Source organism: Hymenobacter crusticola (assembly GCF_002154225.1).
In the GTDB taxonomy this organism is placed as follows: Bacteria; Bacteroidota; Bacteroidia; order Cytophagales; family Hymenobacteraceae; genus Hymenobacter; species Hymenobacter crusticola.
The window spans coordinates 1-21,502 of sequence record NZ_MTSE01000019.1 but is presented as its reverse complement, the minus strand read 5'-3'; the positions used below and the strand labels follow the sequence as shown (position 1 = coordinate 21,502).

21 protein-coding genes and 1 pseudogene are annotated in these 21,502 nt (G+C 54.8%); 10 read left to right on the top strand and 12 right to left on the bottom strand.

Annotated elements, in window-relative coordinates:
- Positions 1 to 51: 51 nt before the first annotated feature.
- From BXP70_RS30835 to BXP70_RS29575, 8 genes and pseudogenes are all read right to left on the bottom strand, one after another.
- Positions 52 to 348, bottom strand: a complete 297-nt coding sequence (locus BXP70_RS30835; RefSeq protein ID WP_179197788.1) for an alpha/beta hydrolase fold domain-containing protein — start codon at positions 346 to 348, stop codon at positions 52 to 54.
- Between the two features lie 139 nt (positions 349 to 487).
- Positions 488 to 535 (bottom strand): annotated as a pseudogene (locus BXP70_RS31090) (hypothetical protein); the annotation flags it as partial.
- 651 nt (positions 536 to 1,186) lie between these two features.
- A complete protein-coding gene (locus BXP70_RS22840; protein ID WP_086596444.1) occupies positions 1,187 to 2,116 on the bottom strand; it encodes a helix-turn-helix domain-containing protein in 930 nt (309 codons plus the stop codon).
- 64 nt (positions 2,117 to 2,180) lie between these two features.
- On the bottom strand, positions 2,181 to 3,065 hold the full coding sequence (locus tag BXP70_RS22835; RefSeq protein ID WP_086596443.1) for an SDR family NAD(P)-dependent oxidoreductase: 885 nt from the start codon (positions 3,063 to 3,065) through the stop codon (positions 2,181 to 2,183).
- A 176-nt stretch (positions 3,066 to 3,241) separates the two neighbouring features.
- Entirely contained in the window at positions 3,242 to 3,499 is a 258-nt protein-coding gene (locus BXP70_RS31085; RefSeq protein WP_179197791.1) for a hypothetical protein, read from the bottom strand.
- 528 nt (positions 3,500 to 4,027) lie between these two features.
- Positions 4,028 to 5,161, bottom strand: coding sequence for a Fic family protein (locus BXP70_RS22825; protein WP_086596441.1), 1,134 nt, complete (start codon positions 5,159 to 5,161; stop codon positions 4,028 to 4,030).
- Between the two features lie 179 nt (positions 5,162 to 5,340).
- Positions 5,341 to 5,556, bottom strand: coding sequence for a hypothetical protein (locus BXP70_RS22820; RefSeq protein ID WP_143436638.1), 216 nt, complete (start codon positions 5,554 to 5,556; stop codon positions 5,341 to 5,343).
- On the bottom strand, positions 5,553 to 5,939 hold the full coding sequence (locus BXP70_RS29575; RefSeq protein WP_143436637.1) for a hypothetical protein: 387 nt from the start codon (positions 5,937 to 5,939) through the stop codon (positions 5,553 to 5,555). The genes BXP70_RS22820 and BXP70_RS29575 overlap by 4 nt, the downstream gene beginning before the upstream one ends.
- A 613-nt stretch (positions 5,940 to 6,552) precedes the next feature.
- Here BXP70_RS29575 and BXP70_RS22815 point away from each other — a divergent pair.
- The 5 genes from BXP70_RS22815 to BXP70_RS22800 all read left to right on the top strand — a co-directional run bounded on the left by BXP70_RS22815 (position 6,553) and on the right by BXP70_RS22800 (position 13,117).
- Positions 6,553 to 8,142 (top strand): hypothetical protein, encoded by a 1,590-nt coding sequence (locus BXP70_RS22815; RefSeq protein ID WP_086596439.1) that lies wholly within the window; start codon positions 6,553 to 6,555, stop codon positions 8,140 to 8,142.
- A 467-nt stretch (positions 8,143 to 8,609) separates the two neighbouring features.
- Positions 8,610 to 9,584, top strand: coding sequence for a GlxA family transcriptional regulator (locus BXP70_RS22810; RefSeq protein WP_086596438.1), 975 nt, complete (start codon positions 8,610 to 8,612; stop codon positions 9,582 to 9,584).
- A gap of 11 nt (positions 9,585 to 9,595) precedes the next feature.
- The gene (locus BXP70_RS22805; RefSeq protein WP_086596437.1) at positions 9,596 to 10,753 is read left to right on the top strand and encodes a hypothetical protein; all 1,158 of its coding nucleotides are present in this window, start codon (positions 9,596 to 9,598) and stop codon (positions 10,751 to 10,753) included.
- A gap of 240 nt (positions 10,754 to 10,993) precedes the next feature.
- Complete coding sequence (locus BXP70_RS30825) at positions 10,994 to 11,122, top strand: hypothetical protein (RefSeq protein WP_262490760.1); 129 nt, start codon at positions 10,994 to 10,996, stop codon at positions 11,120 to 11,122.
- A gap of 681 nt (positions 11,123 to 11,803) precedes the next feature.
- The gene (locus BXP70_RS22800) at positions 11,804 to 13,117 is read left to right on the top strand and encodes a hypothetical protein (protein ID WP_086596436.1); all 1,314 of its coding nucleotides are present in this window, start codon (positions 11,804 to 11,806) and stop codon (positions 13,115 to 13,117) included.
- 60 nt (positions 13,118 to 13,177) lie between these two features.
- Here the strand turns inward: BXP70_RS22800 and BXP70_RS22795 are convergent, their stop codons facing one another.
- Complete coding sequence (locus BXP70_RS22795) at positions 13,178 to 13,594, bottom strand: Crp/Fnr family transcriptional regulator (RefSeq protein ID WP_086596435.1); 417 nt, start codon at positions 13,592 to 13,594, stop codon at positions 13,178 to 13,180.
- Positions 13,595 to 14,191: 597 nt separating this feature from the next.
- Between BXP70_RS22795 and BXP70_RS22790 the strand changes: the two genes are divergently transcribed.
- Positions 14,192 to 14,986: a 3-keto-disaccharide hydrolase gene (locus tag BXP70_RS22790; RefSeq protein ID WP_086596434.1), complete on the top strand. Its 795-nt coding sequence runs from the start codon at positions 14,192 to 14,194 to the stop codon at positions 14,984 to 14,986.
- Positions 14,987 to 15,201: 215 nt separating this feature from the next.
- Positions 15,202 to 16,113, top strand: coding sequence for an NAD-dependent epimerase/dehydratase family protein (locus BXP70_RS22785; RefSeq protein ID WP_086596433.1), 912 nt, complete (start codon positions 15,202 to 15,204; stop codon positions 16,111 to 16,113).
- 416 nt (positions 16,114 to 16,529) lie between these two features.
- Here BXP70_RS22785 and BXP70_RS22780 read toward each other — a convergent pair whose 3' ends face one another.
- Positions 16,530 to 16,862, bottom strand: coding sequence for a TonB-dependent receptor plug domain-containing protein (locus tag BXP70_RS22780; protein ID WP_086596432.1), 333 nt, complete (start codon positions 16,860 to 16,862; stop codon positions 16,530 to 16,532).
- Between the two features lie 431 nt (positions 16,863 to 17,293).
- On the opposite strand from BXP70_RS22780, the gene BXP70_RS22775 reads away from it, so the two are divergent.
- Positions 17,294 to 17,758 (top strand): immunity 26/phosphotriesterase HocA family protein, encoded by a 465-nt coding sequence (locus BXP70_RS22775; protein WP_086596431.1) that lies wholly within the window; start codon positions 17,294 to 17,296, stop codon positions 17,756 to 17,758.
- Positions 17,759 to 17,875: 117 nt separating this feature from the next.
- Here BXP70_RS22775 and BXP70_RS22770 read toward each other — a convergent pair whose 3' ends face one another.
- Together BXP70_RS22770 and BXP70_RS22765 are read right to left on the bottom strand one after the other, a co-directional pair.
- Positions 17,876 to 18,394 (bottom strand): hypothetical protein, encoded by a 519-nt coding sequence (locus BXP70_RS22770; protein ID WP_143436636.1) that lies wholly within the window; start codon positions 18,392 to 18,394, stop codon positions 17,876 to 17,878.
- Positions 18,395 to 18,619: 225 nt separating this feature from the next.
- Complete coding sequence (locus BXP70_RS22765; RefSeq protein ID WP_086596429.1) at positions 18,620 to 19,033, bottom strand: hypothetical protein; 414 nt, start codon at positions 19,031 to 19,033, stop codon at positions 18,620 to 18,622.
- 435 nt (positions 19,034 to 19,468) lie between these two features.
- Here BXP70_RS22765 and BXP70_RS22760 point away from each other — a divergent pair, with 435 nt between their 5' ends.
- Complete coding sequence (locus tag BXP70_RS22760) at positions 19,469 to 20,302, top strand: hypothetical protein (protein ID WP_086596428.1); 834 nt, start codon at positions 19,469 to 19,471, stop codon at positions 20,300 to 20,302.
- Positions 20,303 to 20,836: 534 nt separating this feature from the next.
- Positions 20,837 to 21,205, top strand: a complete 369-nt coding sequence (locus tag BXP70_RS22755; protein ID WP_179197789.1) for a hypothetical protein — start codon at positions 20,837 to 20,839, stop codon at positions 21,203 to 21,205.
- Positions 21,206 to 21,502 lie beyond the last annotated feature (297 nt).

The following is a 21,502-nucleotide window of genomic DNA, read 5'->3' as shown; positions in this document are numbered from 1 at the left end:
GACAGGTGGCTATGCCGCTTGAACGACGCGTACCAAGTCCTGCGTAAACGCTCAGAAAAATTCGGTTTCTGCGCCGAGTAAAAAGAAATGCGGTACGCCGCGGTAGTGATGATGCCCCGCGGCTACACCGGCGGCTTGCAATTTGTGGGCGTAGGCTTGTCCTTCATCGCGGAGGGGATCTAGCTCCACGGTCACAGCATAGGCGGGCGGCAGCTGCTGGCAGGAAGCGGTGAGCCAGGGTGCCGCGTACGCCGGTACACAGCGCGTCCCTTCTGGCAAGTAATAGTGCCACATCTGGGTAGCGGTGCGGGCATTCCAGCCGCCAGGAGCCGCGGCAAACTCCCGCATCGAAGCCGTACAGACCCAATGGTCGTGGGGGGTACGAGCAGGACTTGTAAGACAATCGGTGGGCTTTGGCGGTCGCGGGGTGGCGCAGCCACCCCGCGACCGCCAAGCACGCACCAGAGCTAGTACCCCCGACCAGCAGCTTACCCACAGCCGGGTGCAAGGTAGCGGCATATATGCGGCTCCACACCAGGGTTGCGTAACAGTCCTCCAGCCCCGCGGAAAAGCGGTGTTCGGGCGCCTACCGGTAGTCGGGTGCGACCACGACGGCCCTGGTCAGGGCAGTGAGGTTGACACACGTGCGATGCTCGGTATCGAGATTACCCGCGAAGAATCCCTCCCGTGACACCAGACTACAAGCCGGTCACTGCGGTGATGCCAGGGTTGGTAAATACGGACCACGAGCGGCCCGTCGTTGAATCCAGCAATCGTCTCCTCCACGAAGGTGACCTGCGCGAGCGTGGTTGGGTCGGCCGGAATGGGAGGAGGCTGCCGGATGTCCTCCAGTACAGCCACAGAATCATACGGCTGGGTCGGCAGGTCGGCGATGAACTGTAACTCAGGCAGCAAACGGTATCTGAACAAGGCGTTATCTACTTAGGAGTTCCTGACTCCACAGCAGCGGCCTGCGCAGGGCCACCTCACAGCACGTCAGGTGGAAAGTTGCGAGAGGCAATGCAAGGCCTCAAATAGCCGCTTTGATGGCGCTACCTACCGCGTAAGTTGGGTTCCCCGTTGCCCTACCCTGAGTATATAAGCTGTACCCAGCGTTACTTCTCCACAGCCTACTCACGAAACCGTCGCCGCGCTGTTCCGCTAGACCATCTTAGAGAAACTCGCTTCAGTTGTGCTGGAACGACTGGCGGAAGGCCAGCGGCGACAGGGAGGTCTTGCTTTTGAAAAATCGGCTGAAGGATTGTGAATGCTCAAAGCCCAGCGTGTAGGCCACTTCGCTTACCGACAAGCTTGTGGTCGTAAGCTGTTCCTTGGCTAGAGTAATGAGCTGGTCGTGAATGTGTTGCTGAGCGCTTTGGCCGGTGAGCGTGCGCAGCATATCGCTCAGGTAGCTGGGCGACACATGCAAGCACTGGGCTAGGTGCTGCACCGTGGGGATGCCTTGGTTGAGTAGGTTCTCACGGGTGAAGCAGTCCGCCAAGGTTTCTTCCAGCCGTTGCAGCAACTCGCTGTTCACCGCTTGGCGCGTAAGAAACTGACGCTTGTAGAAGCGGTTGGCGTAGGTCAGCAGCAACTCGAGCTGGGCAATGACCACCGCTTGACTAAATTCGTCTAGGCGGCTGGCCAGTTCCGCCTCCATGGTTTTAAGCAGGGCCAAAAGCAGTTCCTTTTCCTGCTCCGACACGTGCAGCGCCTCATGAGCCGAGTAGGAGAAGAAGCCGTAGTGCCGGATCTTCTTGGCCAGGGGAGAACCCGCCAAGAAATCCGGATGAATGAGTAGGGTGTAGTGGCCGCATGCTTCTTCCTCGCGCTCCTCCGTGCCGCCAATAACCTGGTTGGGAGCGGCAAATAACAAGCCGCCTTCCTCAAAGTCGTAGTACCCTTGCCCGTACTTGAGCTTGCTGCTCAGCTTGGGCCGGTAGGATATCTTGTAGAAGCTCAGCACGTGCGCCTGCGGCGCGCCGACGGGCGCCGCGGGCGCGTGCACGCCGCGTACCAAGCTAATGAGCGGGTGCAGCGGGGCTGGCAAGCCAAAGAAACGGTGCGCCTCAGACAAGGAGGCAAATCGAAACGGTGCGTTTTCTGGCGTTTTCATTTCTTCCGTTTAGAATAAGGCGGGCAACCGGTCGTGCGCTAAACCACCGATTGCCCGTGGTAGTTTACTTGGCTTCGCCTTGGGCCGCACTGGAAACGGTTTGCCAGGCTTCCCAGGTTGCCAACCGCTCGGCATAGGCCGTGCGCACCCAGGGCAGGTTGTGGCTACCTAGGAACAGACGCAGGGGCGGCTGCTCGGCGTCTACGGCGGCGAAGAGGGCCGCCGGCGTGGCGGTTGGGTCACCTCTTTTCTCATTCTGTAAGGTACCAAAAAACTGGTTCTTAAAGTCAGTGTACACCGCTATGCCCGCTGCGAATTTCAGCGACTCGGGGCTGCCAAACTCGGTGGCGTAGGCGCCGGGCTCGATGATGGTGACCTTAATACCAAAGGGGGCCACTTCGGCGGCTAGGCTTTCGTGAATCGCTTCAAAGGCCCACTTGGAGGAACAATAGTAGCCAATGACCGGCAGGGTGACGTGGCCGAGGTTGCTCGAAGTGCCCAGAATGTGGCCGTGGCCCTGGGCCCGCAGCAGCGGCAACGCGGCCTGAATGACGGAAACGGCCCCGAACACATTCGTCTCGTACATCGCCCGGATGTCGTCCAGGCTAGCTTCCTCAATAGTGCCGACCAAGGAGTACCCGGCATTATTGAGCACAAGGTCGAGCCGCCCAAAGTGCGCATGGGCCTGCGCGACGACCGCTTTGACTTGTTCGGGGTTGGTTACGTCTAGTTCCAGCGTCAGCACGTTGGCGCCGTATTGATCCGCCAAATCGGCGAGGCTGGCTAGGTTGCGGGCGGTGGCCGCGACCTTGTCGCCGCGTTGCAAGGCGGCCTCAGTCCAGATGCGGCCAAAGCCGCGGGAAGCGCCCGTGATAAACCAGATTTTAGAGGAGGCGCCCGTAACGGGTGCCGAGCCGGTTTCCGCGGCAGGATGCGATGGAGTAGTCATACAGGAGAATGCGTTAGAGAACAGGACAAAGGTCCGACGCGGGGCCTGGCAACCTGTAGCCGAATTGCGGGAGTTTGTAGCCTAAATGAGGTTTGCCCAGCAGCTCCTTGCCTTTTGCCACTAGATGGTGCGCAGAAGCCGAGTTCGAAGCAACACTTTCGAGGGGGTGGACATCATCAAGAAGCTTTTAGCACGATAATTCCATGTTTAGGCAGCACGAAGTCTCGTTTGCTGCTGATTTTGCCCAACTCCTTATGCCGCCACAAGTTGCGTAGGTTGCTTTTTGGACTCAGACCTACTCGCGCAGCTGAAAGACTGAATTGCTTTTCTGTCTCGCCCCGGTTCAACAGCGCGATGGCTCTGCTGTTACCATCGCCAAGCGGTTTTACCCACACTTCCACCCCATTCTCCGCCAGAGCTCTTTTCGCTTGCACAAAGCCTTTATCCTGGTTGAGGGCAATCAGCTCTTTATTGGTTAGAATCCCTATTGCTGAACCGGTATTGCCGCTGAGCCGAAACGCTTCCTGTTGCTATTGACATATGTGCAGTAGTTCCAGAAAATCAATGGCTGACCAGCCGGACCAATATGTCTTGTGTTGAAATACTTGATAGTCTAGTTGGTCTCCTTCAACTTGCTGTGTTGAAGATAGGGCAGTAGAGGAGTTAATATCCGCCCGAAAACAGTTCAAAAAGTTGTTCAGCAGTCAAAGTACAACCTGCATCGTGAGACAATGAGGAAGCTGTACTGGGAGCGATGCCCTTGGGCCTAGATGCCGCGCATTTTACCGACAGCGGCTGGCACTCGTCGTCTCTAGTTGTACAAAATGGGGCCGCCGTTATGCCTCCTTGCGGCACGCAAGCAGGTCCTTCTAGCGGCCCTAGTGCTGCGCTCAACAGCAACAGTATTTCACGAACGCCCGAGAAGAGCGCTCGTCGCTCTGGGAAGATCTACGTTCGAGTGGCTACTCTTCTAAGATGCTGTAGAGTTCGCGGTTGAGGTAATAGTGATTGCCCCCAAGCGTCTGCTTCTCCAGCACCTGCAACTCCACGAGTTGATTGAGGTACTCCCGCGCCGTGTTCTCGGCATAAGTCCGGTCCTGGGTCAGGTGCTTAACGCGGGTGATAGGCTGGGTGAAGATCTTCTGCACCAGCTGATCGGGGCGACGTAGGTTTTTTTGGGCGACCACCACTTCCAAGATGGCTTCGCGCGCGGCCAGGATGCGATTGATCTTCTCGAACGTCAAGTTGGCCGTCGCTTCTACCGCCCGGAGCATGTAGAGTAACCACGCCGGCCAATCGCCGCGTTGTGAAACGCCGGCTAGGGCCCCGTAGTAGGCCTCCTTGTGCTCCAGGATGTAGCGGCTCAGGTATAGGATTGGGTAGTCCAGCAGGCCTTTCTGCACTAAATAATGGATGTTGAAAATGCGTCCCGTGCGGCCATTGCCATCCCGGAATGGGTGAATGGCTTCGAACTGAAAGTGGCCGATAGCCATCTTCAGCAAGGGATGTAGCGAATAGGTCTCATCGTCGTTGAGAAAGGTGACCAAGTTATCTAGCTTGGCCTCCAGGATGCCTGCCCCGCGCGGCGGGGTATAGATAGCTTTGCCGGCATTAAAGCCGCTGCCTCCTTGGCGAATGATGGTGGGTGAGAAGGGTGGACGCAGTCCTTCCTCTACCTGCTTGATCTCGCGGAACATGCGGATGAAGTAGTCGCGGGTAAAGCCTGAACCCGCTTGCAGGTATTCGTAGCCACTCCACAAGGCCTCGCGATAACGCAGGACTTCCTTAGCGGGCCCTTCCATGCGCTCCGCGGCCGTTTCGCTGAAGGCGCGGTAGAGCTCGTCATCGGTAGTGAAGATGTTCTCAATGGCGCTGGAGGCTTTGGCTTCCTGCAGGCTAATAGAGTTGATCAGCAGCCCTTGGTTGGGAATCGCTACGCTACGCCCGTGTAGTCGCCCCAAGGCTTCCCGTGCTTGGCCAAGTTGCTCCAGCACATCCGGTGTGCGCCACAACGACTGGGCAATGGGAAGATCTGGCAGCGCGTTCCAAGGAATGTCCCGGCTAGGATTGATCGGATACAAGGGTGAACTTGACATCAAAAGACGGCGTAATTAAGGCTAGCTACCGCAACAAACCTCAAATATACAATCAAATTCCTCTGCTAGCCTTAAAAATACCTGCTTTTAAGGTTAGACGGCTAGGCAGACCTTAAAACGTTTCTTTAAGCGACCGGTAGCCTCTTCCTGGTTGGCTAAGAATTAGTTTATTCGAACGCTCATTCCGCACTCGGCTGTCCGGCAGGTTGGCTTATCTGCTGCTGCAGGTGGACGAGCAACTGCTGAATCGTCTGCTGGAAACTTGTGCGCTCGGCCGTCAGCATGCTAGCGCCGCGTTCGTTGAGGGGGCGCGTTTCGATCAGGTCGTCTTCCGCAGGTAGTTGCGTCGGCGAGGGCGGCTGCGCCGTCGGATAACCGAAAACGAAGTCCGTCACGTCATACGCGTAGCACCCGTCCTGCAGCGAAAGCGTCGCGGTATAGTGCAACACCAACTTGACTGTATAGTGTGGTAGCGTACTCGCGGCCTTCTGCGGCGGAGCATAGCGATACGTATAGGAAAAGGTTGCGACCCGTGCACGATGAGCCGCTCGGCATCTGGCGCATGCGTGAGCACCGCCGGCTTATCGGGCGGGCTGATGCCCTTTGCCCACGCTTGTGCGCCGGCTTGTAAGTCCGCTTGGCGGCGACCGGTTACGGACACGAGGCCCGAGTAGCGAATGCGGTGCGTCGTGGGATCAACCGGGAAGGCGGTTTGTCCTTGGCCCCAGCTCAGGCTGGCCCCACTATAGAGCAGGCAAAAGGCGAATAGTCGTTTCATGGAGAAGAACGATCCTAGCTACAGCGGCCCCGCGAAGTAACGATGGCGGCTTCAACTGACGCAAGTCAACTGCGCAAAAAGGTCACGAAAACGGACTCAAAAACAGCTTATACAGCTTGTTTAGCTGGGTGATGCAAGTGTGTAGAAACCGGTTGATTTATGCGTGGGTATTGATAGTTTCACACACTCTGGGCTATAGCACTTATAATGAATGATGACGATTGTAGGCTACAAGATTACGTCCATAAGTAGGTAGATGCTGCTGGCACGATAGCCACACTAAATAATAAAACATTCAAGTTCAGGTGCCCACTTGATTCTAACGGCACCTTTTTGATTATAATACTACGCTGAGTAGACCTTATTTCTTAACTCACTGGGCGTCAAAGTAGATAAAGTTGGTTTGAAGTGTAAGAACGCTTGTTATTAACAGCTAATTCTCACAAGTTTAAGGACCCTCCGATAGTTGTTTGAGCGTGTGGGATCTACTCCCGCTCTTGTCGCGCGGAAACGACGTCGAGTGGGCCTGGCCACCTTCGCGCGCGTGGGATCAGTTGACAGGTCCTGGTAGGGTAGGCGGTTTGGTATGGTGTCCTCCTCCTTGAAGAAACTCATGACGCAGGCAGAAACTTCCCCCGACTTTGGCGAAGTAAACATTCCAGCACATTTAGATGCGCTCTACTTATTAGGCGATACTATCGCCCTGTTCAATTCCGTAGGCTTGCTTCTGTTGCCCGGCTTTTCCCCTGATGTAACATTAAATCATCGCACGGGGCTTTGGGTAATATGCGACGCAGAGCATATCGAGCTTCAGGGTTTCACCCCAGAAAAAGCAGCTAGCCAATTCGGGGACTTTACGGGTGAACCGTTGCGGGTGGTACTAGGCGGTTACGCCCGCAAATCGTATCAACTATTAGAACCTCACTACCCTGGGTTTGTCCAAGGCTTACTAGCGCAGCTATGGCCCGAACCCGTGCCAGTCATTCCGCAGCCTCGGCCACAGATACTAGATCTAGCCCAAGTGTTTCAGGCGTATGGCTGCTGCTTGCAAACGGACGGCAAGCATGCCCGCCTAACATTTGCCCCACCCGCGGTTCCGCTCTCGCGTCCACCCGATTGGCAACTAGTATTTGCCTCCGTAACGCTATTTGTTGCTCAGTTGAATCTAACTCCTTGGCTCCTACACGTAGCCGCCTGTGACCCTACCCACGAGGTGGCTCAACTGCTCGGCGCGGTGGCGCGCCACGAGCTCAGAGAACCCGAATGGGGAGGTGTCATTCCCCGCCTGTTTGGAGCCTATCGTAGGCGAGAAAAGCTATTCGCCCAGCTTACCAGCCAGCCCTTGCCCATTGCCGTGTTTCTTAGTTTGTTGATGGGCATCTACGAGCATCCGGAGAACCCCGAAGACATTTACGAGGAGCTTCCCGTTTTCAAAATCCTGCGCGTTTCACTCGAAAAGCTTCCACTAGATGACTCGTCCGCCCTATACGAATTTGTGCTAGCATGCCTTATCGATGGGATAGAATATCTCGCGCGGGAAGCCGATGCGCAGGGCAGTGCTCTCGCTTCCTTGCGTTTCGCGCAGGAAGCTCAAATTGCTTTGCAGCTACTGATGGAGCGAGCCGCTCCCCCGCTCACCGAACGCTGGTTTTCCCGCGTAGAGGTGCATGAACAAGGCTACAGTTGGAGCAAGCTCAACCCTGACCAAGTGCTAGATCACTGGACCGTATGGTACTTCGCCAATTACGCTGGCTCCGCCGCCTTTACAGTTAAGCAACACAGCAAACAAATTGCACGGCTGTTTGAGCAGGGCAAAATTACCAACCACCTTTGGACCGCCGTTTGGCGCGTGCTGAATCAGCTGCGCAAGGCATTGCGGCTGTGCTATGCGTTAAGTCAACAACAGCCATCAACCGCCGCAGAAGGCTCGAAGGACTTAGCGCTTACACTGCAGAATCTGCTAGCGCATTATCAACAGATACTGAAGGAAGTAGCTGCCATGATAGCACGCAGCTCGAGTTTGGAACATGGCCTTTCGCATTGGGCCACGCTGATGACTTCCAGGAAAGAAAAAGAGCAAGAAGAAGCGCCCCTGATGCAAGAGCTGTTGGCGTGCATGGATGTACATGGTATACTCGAGTCCCATGGCTACGGTCCAGAGGCTGTTCAACGCTTAGGTAAACTAATAGCCAAAATGCCGTAAATCGAGTTTCAACTTCCTTAGCCCAAGCAAAAGGCATCCTCTAATTAAGAATTGCCTTGTAGCACGGTACTAAGCTCTACAACATGATGGGAAGCGGTTAGTAGCATTATTGAAACGACGGCTCATGTTATGATACATTGGCAGACTAAGCAGGTTGGGAAATCTATGGTTGAGCTTGTGTTAGTACATAAATGCCCTCCCAAGAAATGATACGTCAATCAAAATCGTCTTCTTCTAGCAGCGAGGGAGATAACATTACGCTAAGCGGGTGCATCGTCTTGTTGTTGAGGAAACGCACGTATAAAGACAGCAATTCCTGGCAGACCTTATAGCAGGTTGTCGTTCAGCACTTAGACGCATGACTTTGGCTGTTCAAGTATGCGAGGCTAGGCGTCTGCAAAAGTGGCCGAAAATGTCCGGTGAATGGCTGCAGGTGGTTGCAAATAGCTGGTACTTTTGGCTTCGTGATGGACGCCGATTCTACTTTCCTGCCTCAACTGGTGTTTGCCGTGCCGCCGGGCGTGCACGTACTGGATCTGACGGGCCCGGTGCAGGTATTTTACGAGGCGGCTACGTACGGCAAACCGTACCGAATGACCTACTGTTCGTACCAAGGAGCCGTGTACAGCTCGGCGGGGTTAAGCTTAGGACCGCTCGTGCCGTTTGCGGACGTGGTCGTGGCCTCAACCGACGTAGTATTCGTACCGGGGCTGGAGATGAGCTACTTGCAGTCGGCCGCGTTCCGAGAGGAAGGAGCGGCGTTTTTTGCGTGGCTGCGGGCGCTGTCCGGCCGGGGCGTGCGGCTATGCTCCATTTGTACGGGGGCGTTTGTGTTGGCGGAAGCGGGGCTGCTGGATGGCCGCAAATGCACGACGCACTGGCGGCGACTGGCCGAGTTGCAGGCTCGCTTTCCGCGGGTACTCGCGCAGGCTGACACGTTGTTTGTACAGGACGGGGGCGTGTATACCAGTGCGGGGGTAACGGCGGGCATCGACTTGGCCCTGCACCTGCTGGAGGAGTGGCACGGGCCCTTATTTGCCACCAAAGTGGCTCGCGAGCTGGTGGTGTACACCCGGCGCGGGGCCGGACATAGCCAGCAGAGTGTGTACTTAGATTACCGCAACCATTTGCATTCAGGCGTACATGAAGTACAAGACTGGCTGACAAATAACCTAGCGGCTGGGGCTACGCTCGAAACCCTGGCAGAACGGGCGAACATGAGCCCGCGCACGCTGACGCGCACCTTTCGCAAAGCGACTGGCATCAGCATTCACGCGTACACGGCCGCTTTGCGCCGGGAATTGGCCCGCACCCTGCGCCGTAATCCTGCCCTAACCCAGGAAGCCATCGCCGCGCAGTGTGGCTTGCGTAGCGTGCGACAATTACAACGCCTATTGGCAAGCTCAACCCGGGAAAATCCCCGGCCGGTTTCTACCTTTTAACACACCGTATCATGAACATAGCTGGCCGTTTCGGGCGGGTTTGGTTACTTGTACTCGCCCTAGTTGGTCCGGTGCAAGCGGCTTTAGCCTGCACCATCTTTGTTTTGGCGGATGCCAAGCGGACGTTGTTTTTTAACAACGAGGATTACTCTAATCCGGCCACGCGCATCTGGTTTCAGCCGGCTACGAAAACCTATTACGGCTGCGCGTACGTGGGCTTCGATGACGACTGGGCCCAGGGAGGGGTGAATCAATTCGGCCTGGCCTTTGACTGGGTCGCCGATGCCAGCGGCCGCTACACGCCTGCCCCCGGCTTGACCACGCCGCAGGGAAATCCGGCTGAACGCATGCTCGAATCCTGCAAGACGGTCGCCGAAGCCATTGCTTTTTATCAGCGCTATGCCGAGCCAAGTTTTGCCACTTCACGCATGCTCATTGCCGATAAAACTGGCGCATCGGTCATTATTGGTGCTAAAAATGGGGAACTGCAGTACAACGTCTCGCATCAATCCCGGGGATTTGGCTACGGGAACGATTCGCTCAAAAAAATGCTAAATCCCGCTCTGCTCCCGTCCCTGGAAAACGGACTGCCGATTTTAACGGCGTGTCGGCAGCCAGGCCAGTACGCCACCAAATATGCCAGCGTGTACGACCTGCGCAACGGGATTATATACCTCACGTCGCTCGCCGGCAAGGAGGAAAGCATTCGGCTCGATTTAGTTACTGAGTTAAAAAAAGGAGGACATTTTTATGACCTTCCCCTTATCCAGCAGCAGGTGTTGCAACCACCGGTTCCCTTACTGGCCGATATGAAGCGTTATTTGGGAGAGGGCTACGAGCCCTTTCCGGCGGATGAGCCGGTGGTGACTGCTTTGGTAACCAGAATGCTAAAGCAGGCTCGGGTCGGCGGGCTGCACCCGGAGGATTTTACTCCCGCGCTTTGGCAACTAATTGGGCCAGCCCAAAAGGAGATGCAGCCCGAACTGGAAAAGCTAGGTGATTTAATAAGCGTACGACTGGTAGAACGACGTCCGACCTCGTGGCTGTATCTGGAGGATTTCCAAAAGGCCACGGTGCTGCAACGCTTTGAGCTGGATGCCACGAATCGCATCGCGCTGCTAAAATCAGAAGCGGCCGAGATGAAGATTGGAACCGTTAGAGAGAAATAGGAAGGTAATTTCGATCCGTTCTTGGGCTTCCCTCCGGCTGCTTTTCGACGGAATATAGGCTGGGTTTGCCTGGCGTTAGGCCAATCGCGATAAGCGTTCGGGTTGGCTATCGCGCCGGCGTAGCCTACTTTTTCTTTCCGTTGTAACGAGAATCCCAAGTGGGCCTAGAAGCGAACGGACGGTTGACCCTCTGCTTGTAGGAGGTGTACCCTTTCGCGGAGGGCGTCCCTCCTATTCCCTATGACGGTTTTGCTTTTCCATCACCTGCGCTGGCTCTTGCTAGGCTTCGCGGCACTTCTCTTTGGGCCCGCCACGGCGCAAGAGCCGGATCCTGCCCAAGGGCACCAGGTGGGCTACCAACAAGTGTAACGCTACGAGGTGACCCGTTCATTTGACACCTTACGAGTCGACCGCTTGCGCTTCCGCCCGGTGCACATGGACCTGTTCTAGCCGGCCAGTCACCCCAGTATGGCCACTTTCTGGATACCTACGGTTCCCGGATGAATTTCGGTCTAACGGCCGATTTCTGCCGCCAGGTAGGCCCCCAACTCGCAGAATACCTGCGCGCCGGCTTAGACTTTCGCTCCGCCGCTCCGCCCTGCACGTTGCCCACTCGTAGCACGCTGGCCGCGCCGATGAGCCCTAGTCCCTTTCCCTTAGTCCCTCTATTATCTGGCTTACAACGGTCTTAGTTATGAGAACCTGCTCCTACTGGAGCGGTTAGCCAGCCGGGGATATCTAATGCTGAGCAACACAGAATGGTGTCCTACGCAATCAGGTCGGTTGCGATACTTTATATTCTTACTAGTCACATGTTTATGTGATTGCGGCGCTGGCGCTGGCTCTCGATCTTCGCGGATGCTTCGTGTCAGGCAACTATCCGGCTTTCCCTTGCGATTGGTGGTTGTGTAGCACTCGTTCACTAGGCCCATGACACAAGCGGTGTTCTTGGATTGCGTGACCCGGCAACGGGTAAAGGGGAGTGGACGCTTCCCTGTAAGCAGTAGCAAAACCTAGGCTTGTAGTACGTGCATTCATAAAAATAGACAGATGGCAACGCGCACCGTACCGTTCACAGACGGAATGAAAATTGGGCTAGGGTATAACCGCTTAACCGGGGATCGGCTGCCCTCCCCGGCGGTCCAAGGGACGTCTATTTCGTCGGTGCAAGGCGCCGGCGGCCAGCAGGTCACGATTAGCTGCACCACCATCCAGGATGTGGAAACGTTGCACAAATCGCTCGGGATTTCCGTGGATACGGGGGGCGCCTACCTGGGCTTCTCGGGAAGCGCCAAGGTAGACTATGTGAACGAGTGCGATTTCTCGAGTTTTTCCACCTACGTGCTCATTCGGGTGAGTGTACAGAATGCCTTTGAAAGCATCGACTCCCCCACCTTCTCCCCCGACGCCATCGATTTACTGGTGACGGATAATCCGGAGCGCTTTCGCCAGCGCTTTGGGGATACGTTCATTGCGGGGGTGAAAAAGGGCGGCGAGTATTTCGCCATCTACCAAATCAGCGGCTCCAATGAGCAAGAGAAAGAAAGTATCGCGGTTAAGGTACAGGCCGCCTTCAATGGCATCTTGGCCTCGGCCGAGTTAAATACGGCCATCAATACCGCTAAAGCCGCCAGTCGCTCGCACCTAGACGTGCGGGCGCTGGTATTCCGGCAAGGCACGATCGGCACGGCGGACCTCAACTTGGAGGATATTATCCAGACGGCCAAGCAGTTTCCCGTGGGCGTGTCCGGGGACAAGGCCTTCCCCTACGCGGTCCTCTTGCAAGAGTATGACGCGCTCAAGAACCCCAACGATCAATTTGTGCCGGTCGACATCCAACAGCGACAAGAGGTGCTAGAAGACTTGGCCAAAAAACGGTTTGAGTTTTTAGCGCTCCGCGATAATTTAAAATACATTCTCAAGTTCAGCGGCGATTTTGAAAATGCCGATGGCACGCCCGTGGATCGCGCGCAAGTGCTGCAAGACCTAGATAGTGTGGTCGCGGCCATCAACCAGATGCAAGACGAGGCCTCCGAGTGTACGCGCGAGGCCGGCAAATGCAATTTCACGCAGTTTGAGGTGGCCAAGTTTCGGGTTCCTCAGTTAGTGAAGGGCACGGCCGAGTCGATCTTGAACGGCCTTTGGATCGAGGGTGGCGGCCACGTGGGACCGGTCATTTCGGTGAGCGGTAAAATCATCACGGTGGACATGTCGGCCTTCAACCGCCCGTTCGGCAAAGGCGTGCTGCTGGATCAGGAGACCATTACGGTCGCGTTTCCCGATGATGCGACGGGGCCTTTTACGGGTAAGCTCCAGGCTAATAAGATTCTGTGGTCCAACCAGACCAGTTGGACAAAGGTGTAGCCGTACGTTGTTCGGCCGACGCAGACAACGATAAAAGCTAAGAAAAAATCTATTCCTGTTTTAATGGCCGCGCGCCACCCGGGCCCAGATGCGACTCAGCGAAACGGGCGTGATGCCCAGGTCATTGGCTACCAGATGCTGGGGGGATGCGCTACAGGATCTTGGTCTTGCCGCTGCTGAGTAGGCCCGATAGCGCTCCTCGGGGTTGAGCAGCAGGTGCTCAACCAAACGGGCCTCCGTGCCTAGCAGGTATTCGGCCACCAGCCGCCCCAAGCGCTCGTACACGGGGCACTCTTCGGAGAGCCGGCGCGAGACGGTGTAATCGAAGATGATCGGTTCAGTGTCGACTAGGGCCTGGATTCGGAGCTGGCTCGGCTGCTCGGTTAGGCAACTGGTGTAGTCCCCGAGCAGGCAGTTCTCGAAGAAGAAGTAGGTAGTGCGCTCCTCGCCGTCGGGGCGGGGTAGTAGAGACGGCACGTGCCCTGCAGCACAAAGGCTAGCACGGGCACATACTCGCCGGCTTGCACCCAGTGTTCGCCACGAGCTAAGTGGTGTGGCCGCAACTCCGCGTCGGTCAAGTAAGGCACAAAGCGGAGCAGGTGGGCGCGAAGCGGATGCATGTGGGCGAACGAGAACAAGAAGGGGATTTTGAAAACGCATGAAGATATTCGTTCTGGCTTGGCGCAACCGCGCGTCTCAGTAGTCACGTTCTCATATCCGCCAGCTTTAATACAAAAGTTACATTCCAAGAACATCGCCTTTGGGTTACACCTACATTCGTTAGCGTTTGTCTGCGGTAAATCAACAGCTGCGTTCTGCTCCCGAATACTCTTGGCTGGAAGGAGACCTACTTTGTGCTTGAGAGCTATTTCTTCAACCACTGCCGACTAGGTACGCTGTGTGCATCTCACTCGTCCTAGACAAGCCAAATGCCCCCGCTAATTTTCCCAGTAGTCCCTGCTCTTTCCCTCCACCTACACGCGTCGTATAAGCGCTTTCCTCGTGCTGCCTCTATTCGCCGATCTTCTTGGCTAAATTCATACTTTCAGCACTTCCTCTCTTTCCCGACATCTTATGCGACTCATTCCCCTTACGATCCTAGTGCTGCTAGGACTATCTAGTTGTACCGCTGGTAAGCGTTCACGCCAGGAGGCGGCATGGATCAAGCTCTTCAATGGTCAGGATCTGCAGGATTGGATGGTCAAAATCCAGCACCATGAGGTAGGCGAGAATTTCGGGAATACGTTTCGCGTAGCAGATGGCGTTATCCAGGTGCGCTATGATCAATACGGAGACTTCAACGATCAGTTTGGCCACTTGTACTATAAGGTGCCCTTCTCCTATTATCACCTCAAACTAGAGTACCGCTTCGTCGGTACACTGCAAAAAGGAGCGCCCAGCTACACCTTGCGCAATAGCGGCGTCATGTTCCATTCGCAAGATCCGCGCACGATGCCCAAAGAACAGGACTGGCCCATTTCCGTCGAGTTTCAATTTCTTGGGGGGCTAGGCGATGGTCAGCCGCGGCCCACGGGTAACATGTGTTCACCGGGCACACAAATCGTGTACAACGGCCAGCTGGATGAGCGCCACTGCATCGAGTCGACCTCGAAAACCTATGATGGGGAGCAGTGGGTCCGAGCCGAGCTTATTGTGCTGGGCGATTCGAGCATCACCCACATCATCAACGGGGATACGGTCATGCGCTATGCAAAGCCGCAGATTGGGGGGGGAGTCGTAAACCGGTTCGATCCGGCCATAAAGCAGGATGGCAAATTACTAACGAGCGGGTTCATTGCCTTGCAAAGCGAAGGGCAGCCGGTGGACTTTCGAAATATCGAGCTCCAGGATTTGTCAAAGCGGCGATAAGGTGGCGCTATTCTTCCGTGGCCCTGCGCCTTTGGCTTGCACCTAGGCCTGTCTAAATCATTGGAGTGGTCAGGGACGGTAGGCGCTACGGCGCTGCCCCGGCTACCGGCCGAGCAGCGCCTGTGCTGACCACAGCCGGCCCTTCCCCGTATAGGCCTATGGCCACCCGGTCGGCACGTGCCGACCCCTACCTAACCCGAGGGCCCCCTTCCGCTATGAGCAACCAACCATCTTCTGCGCGCCCGCGCATCCTCGTCACGGGCGGAGCCGGCAAACTAGGCAAGGTCTGCGTGGCCGACCTGTTAGCCCATGACTACGATGTATTTGTGGTCGACACCGTGCCCGTACAAGGTGTGCCCGGCATCATTGCTGATCTAGCCGACTTCGGCCAGACGCTGGACGCCCTCTCATCCGTGGGCCAGGAAATCTATGCGGGTGTGGCCCCACAGGCCTTCAAAGCCATTGTGCACCTAGCGGCCTTCCCTACCCCGCGGCAGTATCCCGACGCTCATCTGTTTCAGAACAACATGATGGGCACCTACAACATCTTCGAGGCGGCGCGGCGCCTAGGTATCAACCAGGTGATCTGGGCCTCCAGCGAAACGACCCTAGGCGAGCCCTTCGATGAGGCTGCGCCGTACGCCCCCGTCGACGAGGAATACCCCTTGCGGGCGAAGAGCGCATATGCCCTCGCGAAAGTGCTCATGGAAGACATGGCGCGCCAATTTTGCTACCAGACGCCCGCTCTCAAGCTTGTGGGCCTACGCTTCTCCAACGTGATGGAGCCGGCTGACTACGCGAAGTTTCCGGCGTATAACGACGACCCGCAGGAGCGCAAGTGGAACATGTGGTCCTACATCGATGCCCGCGACGGGGCCCAGGCGATTCGCAAAGCCTTAGAGTGGGACGTCACGGGCATGCACGCCTTCATCATCGCTAACGCCGATACGGTCATGACCACACCGTCCGCCGAGTTGATGGCTACGGTCTTCCCCACGGTGCCCGTAAAAAAAGCATTGGCCGAGCACGAGACGCTGCTCTCGATTGAGAAAGCGCGCCGTGTACTAGGCTACGAGCCCGCCTTTAGCTGGCGCAACGAAACGCCGCTAGCGGACGAGCGGAATTAACAGACGCAGCCTTCTTCATTCTCTTGAGAGTTGCCTATACTACTAATAGCATGTATAGGCACTCTCGGGTGCGATTACACGACAGAGATAGAGGGTGGAGATAACTAATGGTAGGAATCCGAACAAGAAGAGTAGGCGGAAAAGCAAACACGTCACTTTGTGTACTGACTTCCTGGTTCAAGACAACCTACCTGCTAGGGGATGATCACTACAAAGTACCCTAGATGGTACAGGACGCCGGCAACGCGCGTGTTTTGGCTCTTTTTTACATATTATAAACGAGCGTTTACAGTACGTTATAAGCCCAACGGTAACGGCCATAGCTTCGACCGAGCAACGCACCGTTTGGAAAACGTTGTAATTTGCCGTTACCACACTAGGTGTTATCGCTCAGGAGCCGTAAGTGCTCTTCACAGTTACTTCTTGGTGGTAATCAGCACCGCCCCATTCGTGGCGCGTGGCCCATACAAAGCAACCGCACGGCTGTCTTTGACAATGTCGATCTTGTGAATCTGCTTTGGCGTGATGGTATGCAGCTGCTCTTGAGTCACAGGCGTTCCATCCACGAGATACAGGGGGCTGTTTTTCGAGGGAGAGAACGTTCTAACACCGTCCGCTTTTTGGCCCTGCTGGTACTGGGAATAGTGCTCAGGCGATAGGGACGGAACTCCTTGGGCAAGACTTGCACTCGTCACCCCGCCCAATAGCAGAGCGGTTAACAGCGAGCAGCGGAGGGTTGGGGTCGTCATACTAGAGGAAGTAAAAGGAGCAGTAGTAGAAAGATAGTGTTCTTACGGAATCCTGTTCAAGATAGCACAAAAAGAAAGCAACGTTCGGGCGAGGTGCCGCTTGGAGGCAGTCACTGCTGAATCCATGGATTGCGCTTCGTCTTGCGAGTAGGGGAGCGCACATCAGCTTCAATAGTGACCGTTTCCATCTAGGGATCAACTCTCGAAAACACTATAACAACGGGTTTAAGTAAGTAGAGTAAAATTTATTGCTTTTCCGCGACTTGTCTGAGAAGCAGCGTTATGTTAGGAAAAGATTCCCAGGATCCAGACAAGCTGACAGATAGCCCTGTTTCTAGCTTTTCTCTATTTTAAGCGCTTCTTAGAAAAGCAAGCCGCCTAGTTGAAACGCAAAGTCAAAGGTGGTCAAGAGCTTGTTAGCACATAGTATAATGGGGAGCCCTCAGCGAACAATAGGAGCCATCGTGGAAATTGATCTAGCCGATGGCCATTATGCGTATGGCCGAATCCTGGCAGACGCTGATTTCGGGTTCTATGACGTGTACACCGTGGAGCGAGTACGAGACCTAGAGCAGATCATCATGCGGCCGCTGCTGTTTATTGTCGCCGTTAATAATGGAGCTATTAACACGGGGCGATGGGTGAAGATAGGCAAGCGCCCGTTGCCAGCTGCCTTACAGCAGTTACCACTCAAGTTCATTCAAAATCCGCTGGCGCTAGAGCGGTTTGAACTTTACGATCCAATAACCGGAAGCATTACGCCCGCCCTGAAAGAGCAGTGTGCAGGGCTCGAACGCTGTGCCGTATGGGATACTAGCCACGTCGAAGAACGCCTCCGTGACTATCACGCANGGCCCAACCGATACCGTGCGCAAGATGTAGCCTTGTTTGACTGACCATAGGCTAATAGCAACAGAACGGCAGGTTGATTACGCTTTAAAGCTAACTGCTATTAAACATATCGTTTACTTATCGGACAGGTGTAATCGCCTCGCTCCACTCAGATCGGACTGTCAGTCCGGTACTCGCAGGAGAATACTATTGCTGCGGAAGCTTCCTTTGACACAGTTTCGGCCCGCCCAACTCACGTAGTAGCCTTGTGCTCTGTACTTGCCTGGTGGCAACTCCTGTCCACTGCGCCGAAAGGCTTGGCTGAGGTTGAGGACTCGGGTGAGGCGCTGGCCGGGCGGAATCAGCAAGTAGCCGTACTGCGTGGTGAAACCAAAATCCATCTTGCGCAGGGTGTGCGAGTTGAGCAGGCTTTTAGGCGTGGCCGTAGAGGTCAAGGTTACTTCGAAGAACGCGGTCACAGGCATGGACTCGGGAGACAAAATTTCCACCAATTGGATGGGATCGGCACTGGTATTCTCAAAGTGGACCTGTACGAACGTATCCGGCTGGTTTTGCTTCGATTGCCGCTGGGGTAGTGCTTGCAGGAACACCCGCATCGGCTCCCGTTGCTTAGGTAGTTGGGCCTGGACGAGGCGAGAGAGCACAAGCAACAGCAGGAAAGGCAACAGGCGCAGACACATCTTCTAAGGGGCGGGCAAGAACTTCTTTAAAAAATTAGATTTCTTTCTAGTAGAATGTACAAGGAGTATCTTCTCAGTTCTTGGAAAAGTTGCTTAACGTAATGTTTACTTATACGACAGGCTATACTAATTAATCTGAACGGCTGTTCTGCAGAGAATTGCTTATAGAAGCTACTCATCTTCAGGCTCTTATTGCATACGTACGAATACAATCTGTTTGTATTGCTACTCAACCTCCCAGTTTTGCTCGATGTGACGGCTCAAGTTCGGTGCATCACGCATTGCTACCTGAATAGCTTCCTGATATACTTGCTCCGCCATCACAGAGAGCAGTTGCTCTTTATAGACTCCGTGAGTAAATAAATGCGGCGCAAATACTTGCGGTAACAAAAAGTAATTGCGACTACGGTCCGGATCGTAGAGGCACGCCCACTGGGTGAGCCCCTGGTAGGCTTGAATACAGGCAGCTAACTGGTTGTAAAGGGGAGAGGCAAGCGGCACTCCGGCAAAACGGAACCGTAGATACGGAACAGCCTTATCGATTCCGTCTGTGGACCACATACTGATCTTTGGCGAGGCCAATTTCTGTTTTGCGTTTAATGCCCAGTAAATTAGGCATTGCGCTTTCTCTTCTTCCATCTTGGATCAGCTTAGAATAAACGTTCTAGTAGACATTCACACAAAGACATGACTATAAAAAAACTAATAATTACTTACTAATAGTGCTTACCTACTTTCTTCGAATAACTTCTAAACATAATCCGTGTTATACGGACTGTCCTTAGAAAGATTATATATTAGCTCAAGCTGAGGGAGGGAGACAAGGTGGTACTCCGCCGCTAGACTCCTGCACTTGCTGGGCGGGTTTGTAGGCCTTTGATACACGGTCTTCTTTTTGCTTGTTAGATCTCCTCTACTAGAACCTACTCCTTCGCTTGCCTCTTCTACGCTCCTTTGGTTCGTCTTTGTGCTTCGTTTTTACTGCTCGCCTTAACGCACTACTCTACACCGAGTAAGGCACAGGGAGCAAGTGCTCACCCGCATCACCAGCGGGATTTTCCTATTCCCGTCCCCTTGCAGTACCCCTTCACACGTTGCCAAGTATTTCAATTTACAGGAACTGATAGTCTGCACCAGACGCTGGCGCTGCAACAGCAGTTTAATCGCAATGGCCAGCTGGTGTCTGAGACCACCTACTGGGGCAGCACACGGTGGGCGAGCGAGCGATCCTATTACAAAGCAGCGGTGCTCACTAAGCAAATCATGTGGCTGCCACAGCTCGATAACGAGAAGCTCAAAACAACCTTTGCCTATAATACCCAGGGGCAGTTGATGCGCGAAGTACGGTTTTCCTATGAAAAGCGGCGCAAGAAGGGCCTCAACAAAGGACATGGAAGCACGGGTGGTGATGTGCTCGTCAAGCGGGACTTCCAGCGGCGGCGCACGAAGGAGAAAACCAGTGAGATTTCCTATTCCTATAATGATTGCGGTCAGCTAGTACTATATGATGCGCCCCAGCGGCACTATTCCACTCAAAATCGGTACACCTGGACTTATGACTCCCTAGGCAGGGTGGATAGGTACACCTCCTTTGATCAGCAGCAACTCATTTGGGGCGAACACTACCACTATTTTACGGATGGGTATCAATATACCCAGACTTGGTTTGCTTACGACGGCCTACCAGCGCACTTGAAGCCCGAGCAGAAGGGCTACCAGCCACAGTATACCTTCACGACCTACCTAGATAAGCAGAAAAGGGTTGTAAAGGCTGTCACGACGAACGAAAAGGCCGAACTCGTTTCTTCCCAGGTGAAGACCTACTACCTAGATGGTAAGTTGAAGAAAGCCGTCACGCTGAATAAGCAGGGCCAACCGGAGACTACGCTGCTCTATTACTATTACTGAAAGCCAGCAGCAGGCCCGCAAAGCTACTACAGCCTGGAATAGGCGTAAAGGAACGCTCAGAACTTTTGCTTCATGCCTGCACACAAGTGCTGATGACCTATTCAGTAGTAGCTATCTTGCTAAATGAGCTATAACATTACTTGAACGTTGGATGAAGTAATGCTACAAGCACTATAGCGTGATTTTTACGCCGGGTTCCGGCGCTTTTCCTTGCCCCTTACAGCAACCCCTACCTAGATAAGAAAGTGGCTACGTAACAGCATCAGTCTTCTCGGGATGGGTTATCTGCTGCTTTCTTGTCAGGGGAAGACGGAAGCAAGTCGTACGCCACCTTGCTCAGGAACGACGCAGACGCAGTTGACGGAGCCGCTCTTGCAGGCGTGGAATAGCAGGACCCATGCCTTCCTGCGCACAGTGGCTGCTTCTGATTCTACAGGCGCTTATCCCTCGTGTCTAGATGCTTTTTTCCTCTCCTTGCTCGAGTCTCCGGATCGCGATCGACTCCTGGCGAGCCGAGCAGCGCTGTTTGCGCTGTTGAAAAAGCAAGTACACTATCCCTGTGGTCGCCTCTACGTGTATGAACAGGTGACCACCGGCGAACAGGTGATCGAACGAAAATACGTGTTGGTGGACGCGGGTAGTGTTCTGTACCCCTACAAATGCTACCAGCAGCACAATGGCTCGTATGCGTTGCGCGCCGGCAAGCCGCTGCCGAATCGGCTCTTAGCAAGCGCGTGGCAACACCATCAACGTCTTTTTACGAACTACTGTCGCGGGTTTAGCGCGCTAACCGTCGTCGAGAACACGCAAGTGACCATGGCGCAGCCCACGCCAACGGGCAGCAAAGTGCTCTACGAGGCCCTTACAAAATCGATTAGCTCAGGCTTTCGGGATGGGGGGTAACGCGTCGAAGCAAATCTGGCCTGTTCAACCGAGGGCACTTTCCTCACCGGCACAACCTCCGGTTGATCGAGCAGTTGGGTGAGAAGGCAAGATCCCTCGTCTGCACCTGCCCTTAGCTCCAAAAGAGACGCTTTTGTGCGCTGCAGCTCCCTAGCCAGGGCTTTAACCCAGCAGTGGACACAAGCATGAGGGCGTGGACTGTTTCTGAAGCAGGCCTTAGAAGAGGTGCCACCTTGAGCTGAGCAACGAGTCTTTAAGCCGCTTGGACATTTTCCAAACGGACGTGGCTGTTGCAGA